At 39.0% G+C, this 14,645-nt stretch carries 17 protein-coding genes; 13 read left to right on the plus strand and 4 right to left on the minus strand.

Annotated elements, in window-relative coordinates; all coding sequences use genetic code 11:
- Positions 1–684 precede the first annotated feature (684 nt).
- From NQ185_RS07905 to NQ185_RS07945, 9 genes are all read left to right on the plus strand, one after another.
- Positions 685–1,350: an urease accessory protein UreH domain-containing protein gene (locus NQ185_RS07905; RefSeq protein WP_257581102.1), complete on the plus strand. Its 666-nt coding sequence runs from the start codon at positions 685–687 to the stop codon at positions 1,348–1,350.
- Between the two features lie 158 nt (positions 1,351–1,508).
- The gene (locus NQ185_RS07910) at positions 1,509–1,811 is read left to right on the plus strand and encodes an urease subunit gamma (protein WP_257581103.1); all 303 of its coding nucleotides are present in this window, start codon (positions 1,509–1,511) and stop codon (positions 1,809–1,811) included.
- Positions 1,812–1,834: 23 nt separating this feature from the next.
- Positions 1,835–2,158, plus strand: coding sequence for an urease subunit beta (locus NQ185_RS07915; RefSeq protein WP_257581104.1), 324 nt, complete (start codon positions 1,835–1,837; stop codon positions 2,156–2,158).
- Positions 2,155–3,867: an urease subunit alpha gene (gene ureC, locus NQ185_RS07920; RefSeq protein WP_257581105.1), complete on the plus strand. Its 1,713-nt coding sequence runs from the start codon at positions 2,155–2,157 to the stop codon at positions 3,865–3,867. Before NQ185_RS07915 ends, ureC begins: the two co-directional genes overlap by 4 nt.
- A gap of 10 nt (positions 3,868–3,877) precedes the next feature.
- Positions 3,878–4,336, plus strand: coding sequence for an urease accessory protein UreE (gene ureE / locus NQ185_RS07925; protein ID WP_257581106.1), 459 nt, complete (start codon positions 3,878–3,880; stop codon positions 4,334–4,336).
- A complete protein-coding gene (locus NQ185_RS07930) occupies positions 4,326–5,012 on the plus strand; it encodes an urease accessory protein UreF (protein WP_257581107.1) in 687 nt (228 codons plus the stop codon). The genes ureE and NQ185_RS07930 overlap by 11 nt, the downstream gene beginning before the upstream one ends.
- 32 nt (positions 5,013–5,044) lie before the next feature.
- Positions 5,045–5,665, plus strand: a complete 621-nt coding sequence (ureG, locus tag NQ185_RS07935; protein WP_257581108.1) for an urease accessory protein UreG — start codon at positions 5,045–5,047, stop codon at positions 5,663–5,665.
- Positions 5,658–6,482 (plus strand): urease accessory protein UreD, encoded by an 825-nt coding sequence (locus NQ185_RS07940; RefSeq protein WP_257581109.1) that lies wholly within the window; start codon positions 5,658–5,660, stop codon positions 6,480–6,482. Before ureG ends, NQ185_RS07940 begins: the two co-directional genes overlap by 8 nt.
- Positions 6,483–6,527: 45 nt before the next feature.
- Positions 6,528–6,974 carry a HicA family toxin-antitoxin system gene (locus NQ185_RS07945; protein WP_257581110.1) on the plus strand — a complete coding sequence of 149 codons (447 nt, stop codon included), beginning with the start codon at positions 6,528–6,530 and terminating at the stop codon, positions 6,972–6,974.
- A 112-nt stretch (positions 6,975–7,086) separates the two neighbouring features.
- On the opposite strand, the gene NQ185_RS07950 is transcribed toward NQ185_RS07945, so the two are convergent.
- The gene (locus tag NQ185_RS07950; protein WP_257581111.1) at positions 7,087–7,938 is read right to left on the minus strand and encodes an undecaprenyl-diphosphate phosphatase; all 852 of its coding nucleotides are present in this window, start codon (positions 7,936–7,938) and stop codon (positions 7,087–7,089) included.
- A gap of 216 nt (positions 7,939–8,154) precedes the next feature.
- Here NQ185_RS07950 and NQ185_RS07955 point away from each other — a divergent pair, with 216 nt between their 5' ends.
- A complete protein-coding gene (locus tag NQ185_RS07955; RefSeq protein WP_257581112.1) occupies positions 8,155–9,489 on the plus strand; it encodes a hemolysin family protein in 1,335 nt (444 codons plus the stop codon).
- Positions 9,490–9,622: 133 nt separating this feature from the next.
- Positions 9,623–10,081, plus strand: a complete 459-nt coding sequence (locus tag NQ185_RS07960) for a flavin reductase family protein (protein ID WP_257581113.1) — start codon at positions 9,623–9,625, stop codon at positions 10,079–10,081.
- 67 nt (positions 10,082–10,148) lie between these two features.
- On the opposite strand, the gene NQ185_RS07965 is transcribed toward NQ185_RS07960, so the two are convergent.
- The 3 genes from NQ185_RS07965 to NQ185_RS07975 form a co-directional block, all read right to left on the minus strand.
- Positions 10,149–11,669 (minus strand): glycine betaine uptake BCCT transporter, encoded by a 1,521-nt coding sequence (locus NQ185_RS07965; protein ID WP_257581114.1) that lies wholly within the window; start codon positions 11,667–11,669, stop codon positions 10,149–10,151.
- Positions 11,670–11,855: 186 nt separating this feature from the next.
- Positions 11,856–12,452 carry a nucleotidyltransferase family protein gene (locus NQ185_RS07970; protein WP_257581115.1) on the minus strand — a complete coding sequence of 199 codons (597 nt, stop codon included), beginning with the start codon at positions 12,450–12,452 and terminating at the stop codon, positions 11,856–11,858.
- Positions 12,449–13,432, minus strand: a complete 984-nt coding sequence (locus NQ185_RS07975) for an XdhC family protein (protein WP_257581116.1) — start codon at positions 13,430–13,432, stop codon at positions 12,449–12,451. Before NQ185_RS07975 ends, NQ185_RS07970 begins: the two co-directional genes overlap by 4 nt.
- Before the next feature lie 122 nt (positions 13,433–13,554).
- Here NQ185_RS07975 and NQ185_RS07980 point away from each other — a divergent pair, with 122 nt between their 5' ends.
- Positions 13,555–14,433, plus strand: a complete 879-nt coding sequence (locus tag NQ185_RS07980; RefSeq protein WP_257581117.1) for a YIEGIA family protein — start codon at positions 13,555–13,557, stop codon at positions 14,431–14,433.
- 12 nt (positions 14,434–14,445) lie between these two features.
- The gene (locus tag NQ185_RS07985; RefSeq protein ID WP_257581118.1) at positions 14,446–14,640 is read left to right on the plus strand and encodes a capping complex subunit for YIEGIA; all 195 of its coding nucleotides are present in this window, start codon (positions 14,446–14,448) and stop codon (positions 14,638–14,640) included.
- Positions 14,641–14,645: the final 5 nt, after the last annotated feature.

The raw sequence follows: 14,645 nt of genomic DNA on the forward strand, positions 1-14,645 counted from the left end.
ATGAAGAGTTCCAACGTTCAAAGAGCCCGGGCCCAAGCAAAAAACACAGAAGCAGTCCGATTGAACCGTTCAAAGTGCCCGTTCTCAATCAAAAGGCATCAAAGTTGTCCGATTGAATCGTTCAAAGTGCCCGTTCTCAATCAAAAGGCATCAAAGCTGTCCGATTGAACCGTTCAAAGTGCCCGTTCTCAATCAAAAGGCATCAAGCTTGTCCGATTGAATCGTTCAAAGTGCCCGTTCTCAATCAAAAGGCATCAAAGTTGTCCGATTGAATCGTTCAAAGTGCCCGTTCTCAATCAAAAGGCATCAAAGCTGTCCGATTGAACAGTTCAAAGTGCCCGTTCTCAATCAAAAGGGATCAAGCTTGTCCGATTGAATCGTTCAAAGTGCCCGTTCTCAATCAAAAGGCATCAAAGTTGTCCGATTGAGCCGTTCAAAGTGCCAGTTCTCAACCAAAAGGCACCAAAGTTGTCCGATTGAATCGTTCAAAGTGCCCGAGCCAAGGCAAAAGACGCAGATGTTGTCCGATTAAAGCGCCTACAAATAAATAAAAAAGCTGCCCCCGTTTTAAAATTGCCAGTCTGCTTTTTTCGGCGGTAAGATCTTATAGCCCTACATAATTGTACATACTTTTTCTTTTGTTGAATACTAAATAAGAGAACAACTCATTTAGGAGGGATATTTATGAGCGTTGCGTTATTATCCATTTTGTCCATTGGCTTTGTACTTGGAGTAAAACATGCGATTGAACCAGATCATGTTATTGCTGTATCCACGATTGCGAGTAGAAGCAAGAAATTATGGCAAGCTACATTGGCAGGAGTTTTTTGGGGAATTGGACATACCGCAACTTTATTTATAATAGGAATTATACTCATATTAATAAAAAACGATATATCTGATAAATGGGCGATGTCTTTGGAGTTTCTTGTTGGTATTATGCTTGTTTATTTAGGAATCGCCAGTATCCTGTCATATAAAAAAGGGGCACATGTACATAGATCGTTTAATAAGGAAGAAAGTGCACGGAACTCATTATCCTATTATAAGTCATTATTTATTGGACTTGTTCATGGACTTGCAGGCAGTGCTGCGATGATCCTGTTAACGATGAGTACTGTTGGAAATGTATGGCAGGGTGCATTATATATACTTATTTTTGGATTAGGAACAATCCTTGGTATGTTATTATTTACGACCATTATCGGAATTCCATTCGTACTAAGTAAGGGACGAAGTGGAATGAATCGTTCTTTAACGATTGCAACAGGAGTAATCAGTGCGGTCTTTGGATTATACTATATGTATAATTTAGGCTTTTCTGAGGGATTATTTTCATTGTGGATTTAATAAAGATACTGAGAACGGCTTAAAGCGCTTAACCTGAAGGGGTTGGGCGCTTTTTTTGTTTTTTTAAAAATAAATATAAAATTTTACTCCATTTGTTAACGTTTCAAACATCTGGAATATGGAGATGCTTTTTACTAATTTCAAAGGAGGAAAATAGCATGCAATTATTACCCCGTGAAATAGACAAGCTTCTAATCGTAGTTGCTGCAGATCTTGCAAAACGCAGGAAGCAAAGAGGAGTTAAGTTAAATCACCCTGAGTCAATGGCATTGATCACGTATGAAATTATGGAAGGGGCGAGAGATGGGAGATCTGTTGCTGAATTGATGGAATATGGTGCGACTATACTTTCGCGCAACGATGTAATGGAAGGTATTCCTGAAATGATTGACGATGTCCAGGTAGAAGTGACCTTTCCAGATGGAACAAAACTCGTTACAGTACATAATCCAATACGTTAATAGTTAAAGGAGTGAAATGAAAGATGATTCCTGGTGAATATCAGTTAAGAGAAGAAGAAATTATTTGCAATGAAAATAGAATAAATTCAAAGCTTACCGTTGTGAATACAGGTGATCGACCTGTACAAATCGGTTCGCATTTTCATTTTTATGAAGTAAATGGGGCATTGAAGTTTAATCGTAATGAAGCATATGGAAAACGATTGAATATTCCAGCTGGTGCTGCTGTTCGTTTTGAACCAGGGGATGAAAAAGAGGTTGAACTCATCGATTATGCAGGTGAACGAAAAGTATATGGGTTTAATAATAAAGTAGATGGACCATTGGAAAGTGAGGAGTCAAAATGAGTTTTAAAATGTCAAGGGAGCAGTACGCGGGGATGTACGGTCCGACTACTGGTGATTCAGTTCGGTTGGCAGATACAGATTTATTTATACAAATCGAAAAGGATTTTACCACTTATGGTGAAGAGGTTGTTTTCGGCGGAGGAAAGGTGATTCGTGATGGAATGGGACAGCATCCGCTCGTGACACGTGGTGACGGCGTCCCAGATACGATTATTACGAATGTCATCGTTCTGGATTATACAGGAATATATAAGGCGGATATTGGCATTCGTGATGGAAAAATTAGTGGGATTGGTAAAAGTGGAAACCCATTAATAATGGATAATGTCGATATTGTAATAGGTGCTTCTACAGAAGTCATCGCCGGAGAAGGAAAAATTGTTACAGCAGGCACTATAGATACGCATGTCCATTTTATTAATCCGGAACAAGTTCCTGTCGCACTTACAGCTGGCACGACTACATTGATAGGAGGAGGAACGGGTCCCGGTGCCGGGTCCCGTGCTACTACTGTAACTCCGGGGGAATGGAATATTCACCGAATGCTGCAGGCGGTTGAAGGACTTCCTATTAATGTTGGGTTAACGGGGAAAGGCCATGCTGCAACGGAAGAACCGTTGGCTAGGCAGATCCTTGCAGGTGCCATCGGCTTGAAGGTTCATGAGGATTGGGGCGCGACGGCTTCCTCATTAGATCATTCGTTAAGAGTTGCTGATAAATACGATGTTCAAATCGCGCTTCATGCGGATACATTGAATGAAGGTGGATTTTTTGAAGATACGATGAAAGCAATCAAAGACCGAGTGATTCATATGTATCATACAGAAGGCGCCGGCGGTGGACATGCTCCAGATTTAATTAAATCAGCAGGCATGATGAATGTGCTGCCATCTTCAACAAATCCTACCTTGCCGTATACGGTGAACACAATTGATGAGCACCTTGACATGTTAATGGTTTGTCATCACTTAAATCCGTCTGTTCCAGAAGATATAGCGTTTGCCGACTCGCGGATTCGAAGCGAAACCATTGCCGCCGAGGATATTCTGCAAGATATGGGAGTATTTAGTATGACAAGCTCCGATTCTCAGGCTATGGGGCGAGTGGGTGAAGTGACCCTGCGCACTTGGCAAACTGCCGATAAAATGAAGAAACAATTAGGTACGATGAAAGGCGATGCCGACTATGCAGATAATAATAGAGCTAAACGTTATATTGCCAAGTACACGATAAATCCAGCTATTACGCATGGAATTTCTGACTATGTTGGATCCATTGAAGTTGGAAAAGTGGCGGATCTTGTTTTGTGGGATCCTAGATTTTTTGGAGCGAAGCCGGAAATGATTCTAAAAAGCGGCTTAGCGGTTTACAGTCTAATGGGTGATTCCAATGCAACCATACCAACCCCACAACCAATGATTTATCGACCAATGTATGCGTCAATTGGTAAAGCACTTGCAAAGAGTTCAATCACCTTTGTCTCGCAAGCGGCTTTTAATGACCAAATACAAGAAAAGCTTGGCTTAGAAAAAATCGTTTATCCGGTAAAAGGGATCCGCAAGCTAACGAAAAAAGATATGAAGCTTAATTCTGAAACACCAGATATTGATGTTGACCCACAGACATATGAAGTGAGTATAAATGGCGAGAAAATTACATGTGATCCAGTTGATACAGTATCGATCGGACAACGTTATTTCTTATTTTGAGGTGATAAAAGTGATTATAGAAAAAGTCGTGACAAATATTAACCAACTGAGTAAAGATGAACTGAATGGTCGCCATCAGGAAAAGGTGTTTTTGGAGAGTGCCGATTTAGTCAAACGAATTCAGCGTGTAAAGACCGATCATGGTCGGGAGCTTGGTATTCGATTAAAGGAAAACCGCGAATTAAAAGCCGGTGATATTCTTTATATGGACGATCATAATATGATTGTTATCGATGTGTTAGTGGATGATTTATTAATTATTCGTCCGCGAAACATCCATGAGATGGGGACCGTCGCACACCAGCTAGGGAACCGTCATCTTCCTGCGCAATTTGAAGCTGATGAAATGCTCATCCAATATGATTACCTCGTTGAAGAATTATTACGGGATTTGGATGTTCCCTTTAATCGCGAGGAACGAAAGGTGACTCAGGCCTTTCGCCATATTGGTCATAGTCATGGAGCATAATGTATTATCGTTGTTCCAAATATGTGATTCCAATTTTCCGACTGGGGCATTCAGTCATTCATTTGGTCTTGAAAGTTATATTCAGGAAGGCAGTGTCCATGATGAAGAGACATTTTCTGAATGGCTGCAAGTATACTTGAATGAACAGCTCGTCTATTCAGATGGACTTGCAGCAAAACTTGTCTATGAGGCACTTGATGCAAATGATCTTGAAAAGGTTTGGAAGCTAGACCGTCTTTTAACAGTACAAAGTCTTGCCCGCGAAACGAGAGAGGGCACTCAGCGTATTGGTGATCAAATGTTAAAAATGACTGAAAAACTATACGATGCCCCAGTATTGAGCGTCTACCGGAAGCGCATCAAGGATCATCAATCATACGGTCATCCAGCCATTGTTTTTACAATGGTTGGCCATTTTTTACAAGTAAAAATGGAAGAATCTATTTCCTATTATTTATATTCTTCCATCGTCAACCTTGTCCAAAACGGGGTGCGTGCCATTCCATTAGGGCAGACGGCAGGACAACGGATTATCCACTCATTTCAAAAAACTTTAACGGGTGCAGTTGAGAAGATAAATCAACTGGATATGGATGACTTTGGAATTGTCTCGCCGGGGCTTGAACTTGCGCAAATGCGCCATGAGCGTGTAAATATACGGATTTTTATGTCTTGAGTAAATATTAACTAAAAAAGGAAGTGGCAGAAATGGAACCCATCAAAATTGGCGTAGGTGGACCTGTTGGCGCAGGTAAAACACTGCTTATCGAAAAGTTAACGAGGTACATGAACGAGGAAATCAGCATGGCTGTCATAACAAATGATATTTATACGAAAGAAGATGCTAAATTTTTAGTGCAAAATGGTGTTTTGCCTGAAGACCGAATCATTGGTGTAGAAACGGGTGGTTGTCCACATACCGCCATTCGCGAAGATGTATCAATGAATGCCTCGGCGATAGAAGAATTGCAGGAAAGACATGAGGACGTGGAGCTGATTTTTGTGGAAAGCGGCGGCGATAACCTAGCAGCTACATTTAGTCCAGAATTAGTTGATTTCTCCATTTACATTATTGATGTTGCTCAAGGTGAAAAAATTCCTCGTAAAGGTGGACAAGGGATGATCAAATCGGATTTATTCATTATTAATAAAACAGATTTAGCTCCATACGTTGGTGCAAGCCTGAAAGTAATGGAATCCGATACAAAAACCTTTCGAGGGAACAAACCATTCGTATTTACAAACTTAAAAGATAACACGGGGCTTAATCAAGTGATTGAATGGATAAGGGAGCATGTATTTTTAAAAGGATTGGCAAAAGATGCCTAATTGGACTGGAATCCTCGAGCTAGACGCGGAGGATCGTCAAGGGAAAACGGTCACGAAGAATGTCTACTTTCGGGGGGCATTTAAAATCATGCGGCCGGTTTATCACAATCAATCTAATCAACCTTGTTATTATTTACTTAATCCGGGCGGCGGATATTTGGACGGAGATACTTATCGATTGCGCGTAACGCTTGATGATCACTCAAAGATTACACTAACGACGCAATCGGCTACGAAAGTTTATAAAACACCGTTAAAACATGCCTATCAAGAAACTGAAATATATTTAAAAAAAGGTAGTTATATGGAATATTTACCGGATCCATTAATTGCTTACAAAGATGCCCGATATGTTCAAAAGAATATTATTCACATGGAAAGAGGAGCATCTTTTCTTTATGCGGATATTCTGACGCCGGGCTGGTCGCCGGAGGGACAGCATTTCAGCTATCATTCGCTAAGGCTTCTAAATGAAATCTATCTTGACGATGAATTGATTGTTTTTGATCATATTCACTTAAAACCGAAGGAATGGCCGATGAATGGAATCGGTTTTTTAGAAGGATATACGCATATGGGATCTTTTATCATTGTTGGTGATCAAGCAAGCTCTGGCCTTTTGGAACAATTATATGATGTAATCGACCAAGAACCCGGCGATTATAAAGCAGGACTGACAAACCTTTTTACTAAAGGAATCGTCATTCGTGTAATGGCAAACTCGACTCAAATGATTGAACGGATTTTTTCAGCCTGTCATCATTTAATTAGTCAAGAATGGCATGGGAAGAAACCAAGTTTTCTTAGAAAGTATTAGCTCGTTTTAGAAAAGTTTCCTAAACATAAAGTGGAGGTGTTTGCATTGGTTGATGATTTTAAAGTGGAACCGATTTATGAGGACCGTACATATGAACGTCATCGTTTTAACTTGTCAATTGACGGAAAAGATTATGAAGGGAATTTTCACGAAGGAAAAATACAATGGCTGCATCCCCACCCAAAACAAGATCTTGAGGATGACCATTTAAAATGGATTGAGGAAGAGATCTACAGGCTGTTAAGTGAAAATGAAGTTGTAGAAGACTTAGATGGAATCGAAGTAGAACCAATGTTTGAAAATCAAGCCCATGAGGCTCATCTATTTAAATTAAATATTGAAGGAGAAGAATTTAAAGGCTTGATCCGTAACGGTCATTTAGAGTGGTTCCACCCTAAGCCAAGACGTAAAATAAAGGATGTCCACGTTGAAAAGGCTGAAAAAAAGGTGCATGAAAAAATAAAGATGGAATTGGAAGATAGGGAGACATAAGCGAAGGATATCACCTGACATACAATCAAATAAAAAGGCTGCCTATTTTGGATTATAGGCACGCCTTTTCAGTCTCCAGGCCTATCCTGAACAGGCGCTGGAGCTTTTCTTGTTAAATCACACTAAAATAAACGATCCCCAAAACAATAGCTAGTACAATCCGATAAATTGCAAATGGCAATAATTTAATCCGGCTGATTAGGCTTAAGAAAAAGCGGATTGAAATCCAAGCAAACACAAATGCACTAACAAAACCAACAATAAAAAATGGAATGACATCGGCAGTCATAAAGTCGAGTTTTTTAACAAGTGACACGGCACTTGCTCCAAACATAATCGGTACGGCCATTATGAATGTGAAGTCGGCTGCAGCACGGTGCCTTAGCCCCATAAGAACCCCACCCGAAATAGTTGCACCCGAACGAGAGAAGCCCGGCCATAAAGCAATACATTGAAACAAGCCAATTAAAAATGCTTGCTTATAGGTAATTTCATCTAATGAAGCACCTTCATAATTTTTAGTTTGTTTTGATTTCCAGTCAGCTAGAATCATTAGAAAAGAACCAGCTATAAGCGCAAGTAATACCGTTTCAATTCTAAACAAATACGTATCAATGAAATCTTCAAAAGCAAAACCGAGTACAATAGCAGGTAAAAGCCCAACAATAACATGTGTCAGTTTTAGTCGTGATTCAGATGGTGACTTTTCCATTGCCCCGCCAACGTTAATTCCTACCAAACTCCAAAGACGGGACCAAAAAACAATGACCACTGCCATAATGGAACCAAGCTGAATTACCACTTTAAATGTGTTAGCTACTTCGGGGGAACCAAGTATTTCCGCTGATTTCAATAGCATATCGTCAACAATGATCATATGTCCTGTCGAAGAAACAGGAGCAAATTCAGTTAGGCCTTCTACTAAACCGAGTATTAATGCCACGATAATATCCCATACTGTCATCATTCAAACCTCACTTTCACTACATTTCATAAGTTTACAGTTTTTCAGATAAAAAGAAAAGGTCATTCTTCTTTTAAAAAAATTAACATAAATTTAAAATATACACTTTATAAGTTAAATAGTATAATTTACTTTATATTAGTCTATCTATGCATAGGTTAGGTGGACAATTTAAAAATACAGGAGGTGTACACCTTTCATTGAAAGGTGAACCATTTGGACATAGTCAGTTTAATTTTAATTGGAGTTTTGATTGTTTTAACCGCTTTTTTCGTAGCTACAGAATTTGCGATTGTTAAGATTAGAAGTTCTCGTATCGATCAGCTTCTTGAGGAAGGAAAGCCAGGGGCAAAAGCAGCAAAGCATGTGACGACACATATGGATGAGTATTTATCAGCTTGCCAGCTTGGGATTACGATCACGGCATTAGGGATAGGTTGGTTAGGTGAACCAGCGATCATGAGTATACTAAAACCTATCTTGGATAAATGGCAAATTGGTGCTTCCGCTTCGAAGATTATTTCAGTGGTAATCTCGTTTTCTGTCATTACCTTTTTACACGTTGTGGTAGGTGAACTTGCACCTAAGACAGTTGCGATTCAAAAAGCTGAAATGATTACCTTGCTTTTCGCGAGACCTATTACTTGGTTTTATAAAATCATGTTTCCGTTTATTTGGCTATTGAATGGCTCTGCCCGTTTAATGGTGAAAATGTTTGGTCTCCAGCCAGTAAAGGAACATGAAGAATCCCATACGGAAGAGGAGCTTCGTATCATTTTGTCTGACAGCTATAAAAGTGGGGAAATCAATCAGACTGAATTGACTTATGTCAATAATATTTTTAAGTTCGATAATCGTATTGCTAAAGAGATTATGGTTCCGCGTACAGAAATGATTTCTTTATCGACTGAAGATGATATTCATGAGTGGATGAAAGTGATTAAAAAGGAAAAGCTCACTCGCTATCCAGTATATGAAGGAGATAAGGATAACATCGTTGGAATTATTAACATAAAAGATATTTTAATGGCCCAAATTAAAAATACTGGACCTGAATCTAAAATGAAGATCACTCAATTTTTAAAGCCGGTTATTCTCGTTATTGATGCCATTCCAATCCATGATTTATTAGTAAAAATGCAACAGGAACGCACACATATGGCTGTTTTATTGGATGAGTACGGCGGAACTAGTGGTCTTGTAACCGTTGAAGATATTATCGAAGAAATTGTTGGTGAGATTCGCGATGAATTCGATACAGATGAAATAGCGGAAATTACTAAAATTGATGAGGACCACTTTTCATTTAGCGGTAAGGTTCTTGTCCATGAAGTCAATGACTTGCTTGGAACAGAATTATCAGATGAAGAAGTTGATACACTTGGTGGCTGGGTTTTATCAAAAAACTTTGATATATCTGAAGGGGAATGTATTTACTCAGATGGATTCCAGTTTACTGTAAAAGAATTGGATGGACACCAAATTCTGTTTATTGAAGCGAAAAAAGAAGAAGTCGTACAAGAAAGAATTTTTTTAGAAATGGATGCATAGACATGAAAACGCACTAGGTGGTATATATCCACAAATAGTGCGTTTTCATTCTTCTGAAGTCTTTACTGAGCATATACATCATTTCTTTGGTAGAATAGTAATAAAGATTTCAAAGTAAAAAGGAGTAGTTTTAATGGATGACCGTCTTTTTAGAACGGCAATGGGGAGATTTGCTACAGGTGTAACCGTCATTACGACCAAAGTTAATGGAATTGTTCATGGAATGACTGCAAATGCCTTTGTGTCCGTTTCACTAGATCCAAAGCTTATACTCATTTCAATCGGAGAAAAAGCGCAAATGAATCAATTGCTAAAAGAATCCAGCAATTTTGCTATAAGTATATTAAATAATCATCAGGAAGACTTGTCCGCATACTTTGCCGGTCAAATAAAAGAAGAAAGAACGATAGGCTTCGATATTTTTAATGGCATGGACGTTATAAAAGATTCATTGGTCAATATGACATGCACGGTTCAAAATTCAGTAATTGCAGGAGATCATACGCTTTATATAGCAGAAGTAACGGACCTGCGAATCCAAGATGGCGACCCTTTATTGTTTTATGGTGGAGAGTATAAAGAAATAAAATAAGTATTTCCCGGCGGATCCGTAAGGGGCGACTGCCGGGAAATTTTTATTTTATCATGCTATGGAATGATTAATGCCTTTTTCTTATTTCCTTTGGTCGAATGCCCAAACCTAATTCTTTCTTTTCACGGGCCAACGATTTATATAGGGAGAACATCATGAGAATCATGATAAAGGAAAAGGGTAATGCTGCAATAATAAGTGCATTCTGTAATGCTTGCAGTCCGCCACTGTACAAAAGAATGGCAGCCATTGCAGCCAGTATAAATCCCCAAGTCAATTTCACCCTATTTGGGGGTGTTAAAGAACCATAGGTTGTTTGCATTCCGAGGACAAAGGTGGCTGAATCCGCGGAAGTGATAAAAAAGATGCCAATCAATATGATTGCAACGATTGAAAGAAGTGATGTGAAAGGCAATTCACTAAATACCGCAAACAATACTGTTTCTGTCGGAAATTTCGTTAAATCTATATTTCCTATTTGTTGCACGTTTATGGCTGTCGTTCCAAATACAGCAAACCACATAAAACTGACGATGGAAGGAAGGAGCAATACGCCAATTAAAAATTCCCGTATGGTTCGTCCTTTAGAGACGCGAGCGATGAAGATTCCTACGAAAGGCGACCAGGATATCCACCAAGCCCAATAGAAAATAGTCCAATCATTGATCCATTCACGATTTTCCGGTTTTAAGGGTGCAATTCTAAAACTCATGGAAATAAGATTTTGAAAGTACCCACCCAGCGTATCTGTAAATAAATTTAAAATAAACAATCCTGGGCCAACGATAAAAACAAGTACGACTAGAAGAGCAGCTAAAAACATATTAGTATTACTTAAATATTTTATTCCTTTACTCAAACCCGACCATGCAGATGCTATAAATAAGATGGTAACAACGATGATAATGATTACTTGAACGAAAAATGTATTGGGAATGCCGAAGAGATAGGCAAGACCGCCGTTAATTTGTGCGGCACCGAACCCTAATGTTGTGGCTACTCCAATCACGGTTGCGGTCACTGCGATAATATCAATTAAAACAGCTATTTTTCCTTTAGAATATTTACCTAAAATGGGGCTAAGCGCCGCGCTTATAAGCCCAGGCTCGTCCTTGCGAAAATTGAAATAGGCAAGACATAGACCCACAAGAGCATAAATGGCCCATGCGTGAATTCCCCAATGGAAAAAGGTAAATCTCATTGAATCTTTTAAGGCTTGATCCGTTCCTGGATCTGCCAATGGCGGGGATACAGCAAAGTGAGAAATGGGCTCAGCTGCCCCCCAAAATACAAGGCCAATTCCCATCCCTGCACTGAAAAGCATGGCAAACCACGATGGTCTAGAATATTCCGGTTTTTCATCCGTTTTCCCTAATCTAATTGCTCCAACTGGACTAAAGATAAGAAATATACAAAATATGACAATGACACTAACAAGTATTAAATAATACCATCCGAAACGAGAGGTAATAAAAGCCTCAACGTTAGAGGTGGCGCTTTCAAAATGATTCGGCGCGATAACTCCAAATAAGACAGCAATCATAAGTAAAACGACAGAAATCCAAAAAACATTGGAAATTCTTTGCATGCTGTTCTCCTCCCAAAGTAAGCCCATTGTATTGTTTAAATAAAGTATAAGTTTTTTTCAGTCTGGTATTTTATATTTAGGCTTTTGCTGTCCAGCGCAAGCAGCCTATGAGCGAGGCGTCTCCGCTTTTTCTTAGTGATAGCCTTTATTATATCTTTACTTTTTTAATTAATTCCAAACCTCAACTCAATTTTTCAAAAGCCTATTATAATCATCCTTCGTGTCAATATCTAGAAAAGCCTTTGCACTAGAAAAAGATAATACTTTTCCTTTCCCTGCATTTGCTTGTAAAAGAGCTTTAGCTCCACTATCTCCTTGAAGCTGTAAGAGAGCGGGATACATTGAAGCCGAAAATAATACCGGCGGCTTAATGATATCATGATTAGATGCTGCGACAAATTGCAGTGATGGATTATTTTCCAAATAAAGGATCATATCCTCAATTATTTTTATTGATATGTATGGTTGGTCTGCAAGTAACACCATAACGGCATTAAATTCCTCGGCCTGTGCTCTTCGAATGCCGCACTTGATTGATTCTGATTGACCTAGGTATGCTAAAGGGCACGTAAGGATGGAGACTTTTTCATGGTTCATTAGGGATTCTAGCCAAACCGATTTCTGAGATGAATTTGTAATGATATACATTTTTTCCAAGGAAGATTGTAAAGCTGACTCGAGGGCTACCGCTCCAAGGGGAGCATTCCCAAGTGGGAGTGCCAATTTATTCTTTCCCATACGGGAACTTTTCCCCGCAGCAAGGTAGATTCCTGCAATTTTCATATAACCTTCCTCCGCGAATCAATCAACTCTGCTACGATGCTAATCGCAATTTCTTTTGGTCCCTCAGCACCTATTTTTAAACCAATAGGTGAATGAAGCCAATGTGGAATTTCTCCACCCACTAATCTTTCTGTTCTTTTTTTCGAGCCTAGTATTCCAATATAAAAAAGTTGTAATTCTTTTATATGTTGTAATACCTTGCGATCCCGCTGAAAGTCGTGTGTCATGATAATAACCGAATCTAGCTTACTAAATGAAATATCATTTAATAATTGGTCAGGCTCACCTATAAGGAGTGATGCAGCAAAGGGAAAGAAGTCTTCCGAACAATATGCTTCACGCCAATCTACAATATGAACTGAATATCCTGTATCAGCCGCTAAATGGGCGAGTGGACGTACATCCTCACCAGCTCCGATAATATAAAGATTCGGTTTCGGCCAAATAACTTGAAAGAAAAAAGGCTCGTTTTCTATTGTTTCGAGGCGAGCTTGTTCAGAAAATAGCTTTATATTCTGTAAAATTTTTTTAAACTTTATAGGTATCTCATTAGTATTAAAAAATAATATTTGATCTAGGTGTTTCAATGATTGGAAATAAAGAATGGGTTCCATTTTATTTAATTGTTCTTTTATTAACATAAGAGATTTACGGAGTCCATCATTAACATCCCGCAATAATATCGTTACAACCCCATTGCATCCTGCCCCGATGCCCCAGCCTAAATCGTCCTCTGAGCTTAAATCATACTTTAATATTTCCGCTCCACCAGTTGAAAAAAGCTGCTCTGCACGATGTTTCAAATCGCTTTCGAGACAACCCCCACTAATCACGCCAATTTTTGAACCATCTTTTTTTAAAAGCATCCATGCTCCTTCTTTTCGATAAGAGGAACCATCAATATTGATAATTTGAGCCAGTACGGCTGCGTGCTCGCGGTCGTTAAATAAAGAGTCGAGTATGTCATGTAAATACTCCATAGCTTTTCCCCTCCATGAACTCTTTTTACTTCATATTTTCCCCATCCAATCTATCCTCATAACATATTATTTACCAATATTGGTTACCATACTAACTATTATTAGAGTTAAGGGGTCGGAGTATGAATTATTTAGTATCGGTTGTGATTGGGGTTGCTTTTGGCACGATTTCCCGGTTTGTTTTATTACGTACTGATTTTCGGCAATATCCTTCATATCCACAAGGAAGGTTTATTCACTTATCATTTGGATTTATTGCTGCCTTTATTGGCGCAGTTGCTGTTCCTTCTGTACTTGAATCTAATTGGACAGCAGTTACCTTTCTTGGACTAGCCGCTACTCAATTCCGTGAGGTTCGGAAGATGGAAAGAGATACACTTGAACAGGTGGACCTCAGTGAATTGGTCAAGCGCGGTACACCATTTATTGAAGGAATGGCTCAAGCTTTTGAAAGCCGGAACTATTTAGTGATGTTTACAGCTCTTATTACAACTTTATTAACTGTTTTTAATATATGGATTGGAATTCTAGGCGGAATTGCCATGCTTTTCATCGTGAAGTTCAATATGTCCGGAACTTTATTAAATGCGATTGCCGACATTTCAGAAGGGGAAATTCGCTTTGAGGGAGCCAATTTATATGTTGGAGATATCCATATTAAAAATGTAGGGCTTAAAGTTAATAGGAAAATCATTATGGAGAGAGCGGTTGGAGTCATCGTTACTCCTAAAAATGAAAATAGCATTGTCACATTATCGCATCTTGGACAACGTCAAGCAATGCTGCATCATGTAGCCAATGTACTAGGGTGTTATCTTGATTCAGGCGAACCAAGTTTTATCCCACTCTCCAAGCGAAATATGGACGATGGCAGGCTTGGGCTGTTTATCATGCCTCAGGAAAAAGATTTTAAACAAATTAAAACCGTTTTAGAGCATGTTCCAGTTCTTGATAGTGCAATCCGTCTTCCAAGCGAAGGGGATAAGGGAAAAAGAAAATAAGGAGTGTGAAATATGGCAGATGAGCAAGGAGCTTCGATTGTGGCAGTTGTAGTGACAGAACAAGGCACTATTAATGGCGGGGGTTCCCCATTTTTTATAGTAAAAGATGCAGACGCTTTGCAAAAAGTAAGTATGAGTCTTGAAAGAATCTTGGATGCATCTGCATATGAAATCGACGAAAATACGATGATCATTGTAACGAGGTAAAATGG

It is taken from the genome of Lederbergia panacisoli (assembly GCF_024626525.1).
GTDB classification, from domain to species: Bacteria; Bacillota; Bacilli; order Bacillales; family Bacillaceae_C; genus Lederbergia; species Lederbergia panacisoli.

What these genes read in the sequence shown, in the direction of transcription:
- NQ185_RS07905 (WP_257581102.1), top strand. Translation starts at nt 685, where the DNA reads ATGAGCGTTGCGTTATTATCCATTTTGTCCATTGGCTTTGTACTTGGA.
- NQ185_RS07910 (WP_257581103.1), top strand. Translation starts at nt 1,509, where the DNA reads ATGCAATTATTACCCCGTGAAATAGACAAGCTTCTAATCGTAGTTGCT.
- NQ185_RS07915 (WP_257581104.1), top strand. Translation starts at nt 1,835, where the DNA reads ATGATTCCTGGTGAATATCAGTTAAGAGAAGAAGAAATTATTTGCAAT.
- ureC (WP_257581105.1), top strand. Translation starts at nt 2,155, where the DNA reads ATGAGTTTTAAAATGTCAAGGGAGCAGTACGCGGGGATGTACGGTCCG.
- NQ185_RS07930 (WP_257581107.1), top strand. Translation starts at nt 4,326, where the DNA reads ATGGAGCATAATGTATTATCGTTGTTCCAAATATGTGATTCCAATTTT.
- ureG (WP_257581108.1), top strand. Translation starts at nt 5,045, where the DNA reads ATGGAACCCATCAAAATTGGCGTAGGTGGACCTGTTGGCGCAGGTAAA.
- NQ185_RS07940 (WP_257581109.1), top strand. Translation starts at nt 5,658, where the DNA reads ATGCCTAATTGGACTGGAATCCTCGAGCTAGACGCGGAGGATCGTCAA.
- NQ185_RS07950 (WP_257581111.1), bottom strand. Translation starts at nt 7,938, where the DNA reads ATGACAGTATGGGATATTATCGTGGCATTAATACTCGGTTTAGTAGAA.
- NQ185_RS07960 (WP_257581113.1), top strand. Translation starts at nt 9,623, where the DNA reads ATGGATGACCGTCTTTTTAGAACGGCAATGGGGAGATTTGCTACAGGT.
- NQ185_RS07965 (WP_257581114.1), bottom strand. Translation starts at nt 11,669, where the DNA reads ATGCAAAGAATTTCCAATGTTTTTTGGATTTCTGTCGTTTTACTTATG.
- NQ185_RS07970 (WP_257581115.1), bottom strand. Translation starts at nt 12,452, where the DNA reads ATGAAAATTGCAGGAATCTACCTTGCTGCGGGGAAAAGTTCCCGTATG.
- NQ185_RS07975 (WP_257581116.1), bottom strand. Translation starts at nt 13,432, where the DNA reads ATGGAGTATTTACATGACATACTCGACTCTTTATTTAACGACCGCGAG.
- NQ185_RS07980 (WP_257581117.1), top strand. Translation starts at nt 13,555, where the DNA reads ATGAATTATTTAGTATCGGTTGTGATTGGGGTTGCTTTTGGCACGATT.
- NQ185_RS07985 (WP_257581118.1), top strand. Translation starts at nt 14,446, where the DNA reads ATGGCAGATGAGCAAGGAGCTTCGATTGTGGCAGTTGTAGTGACAGAA.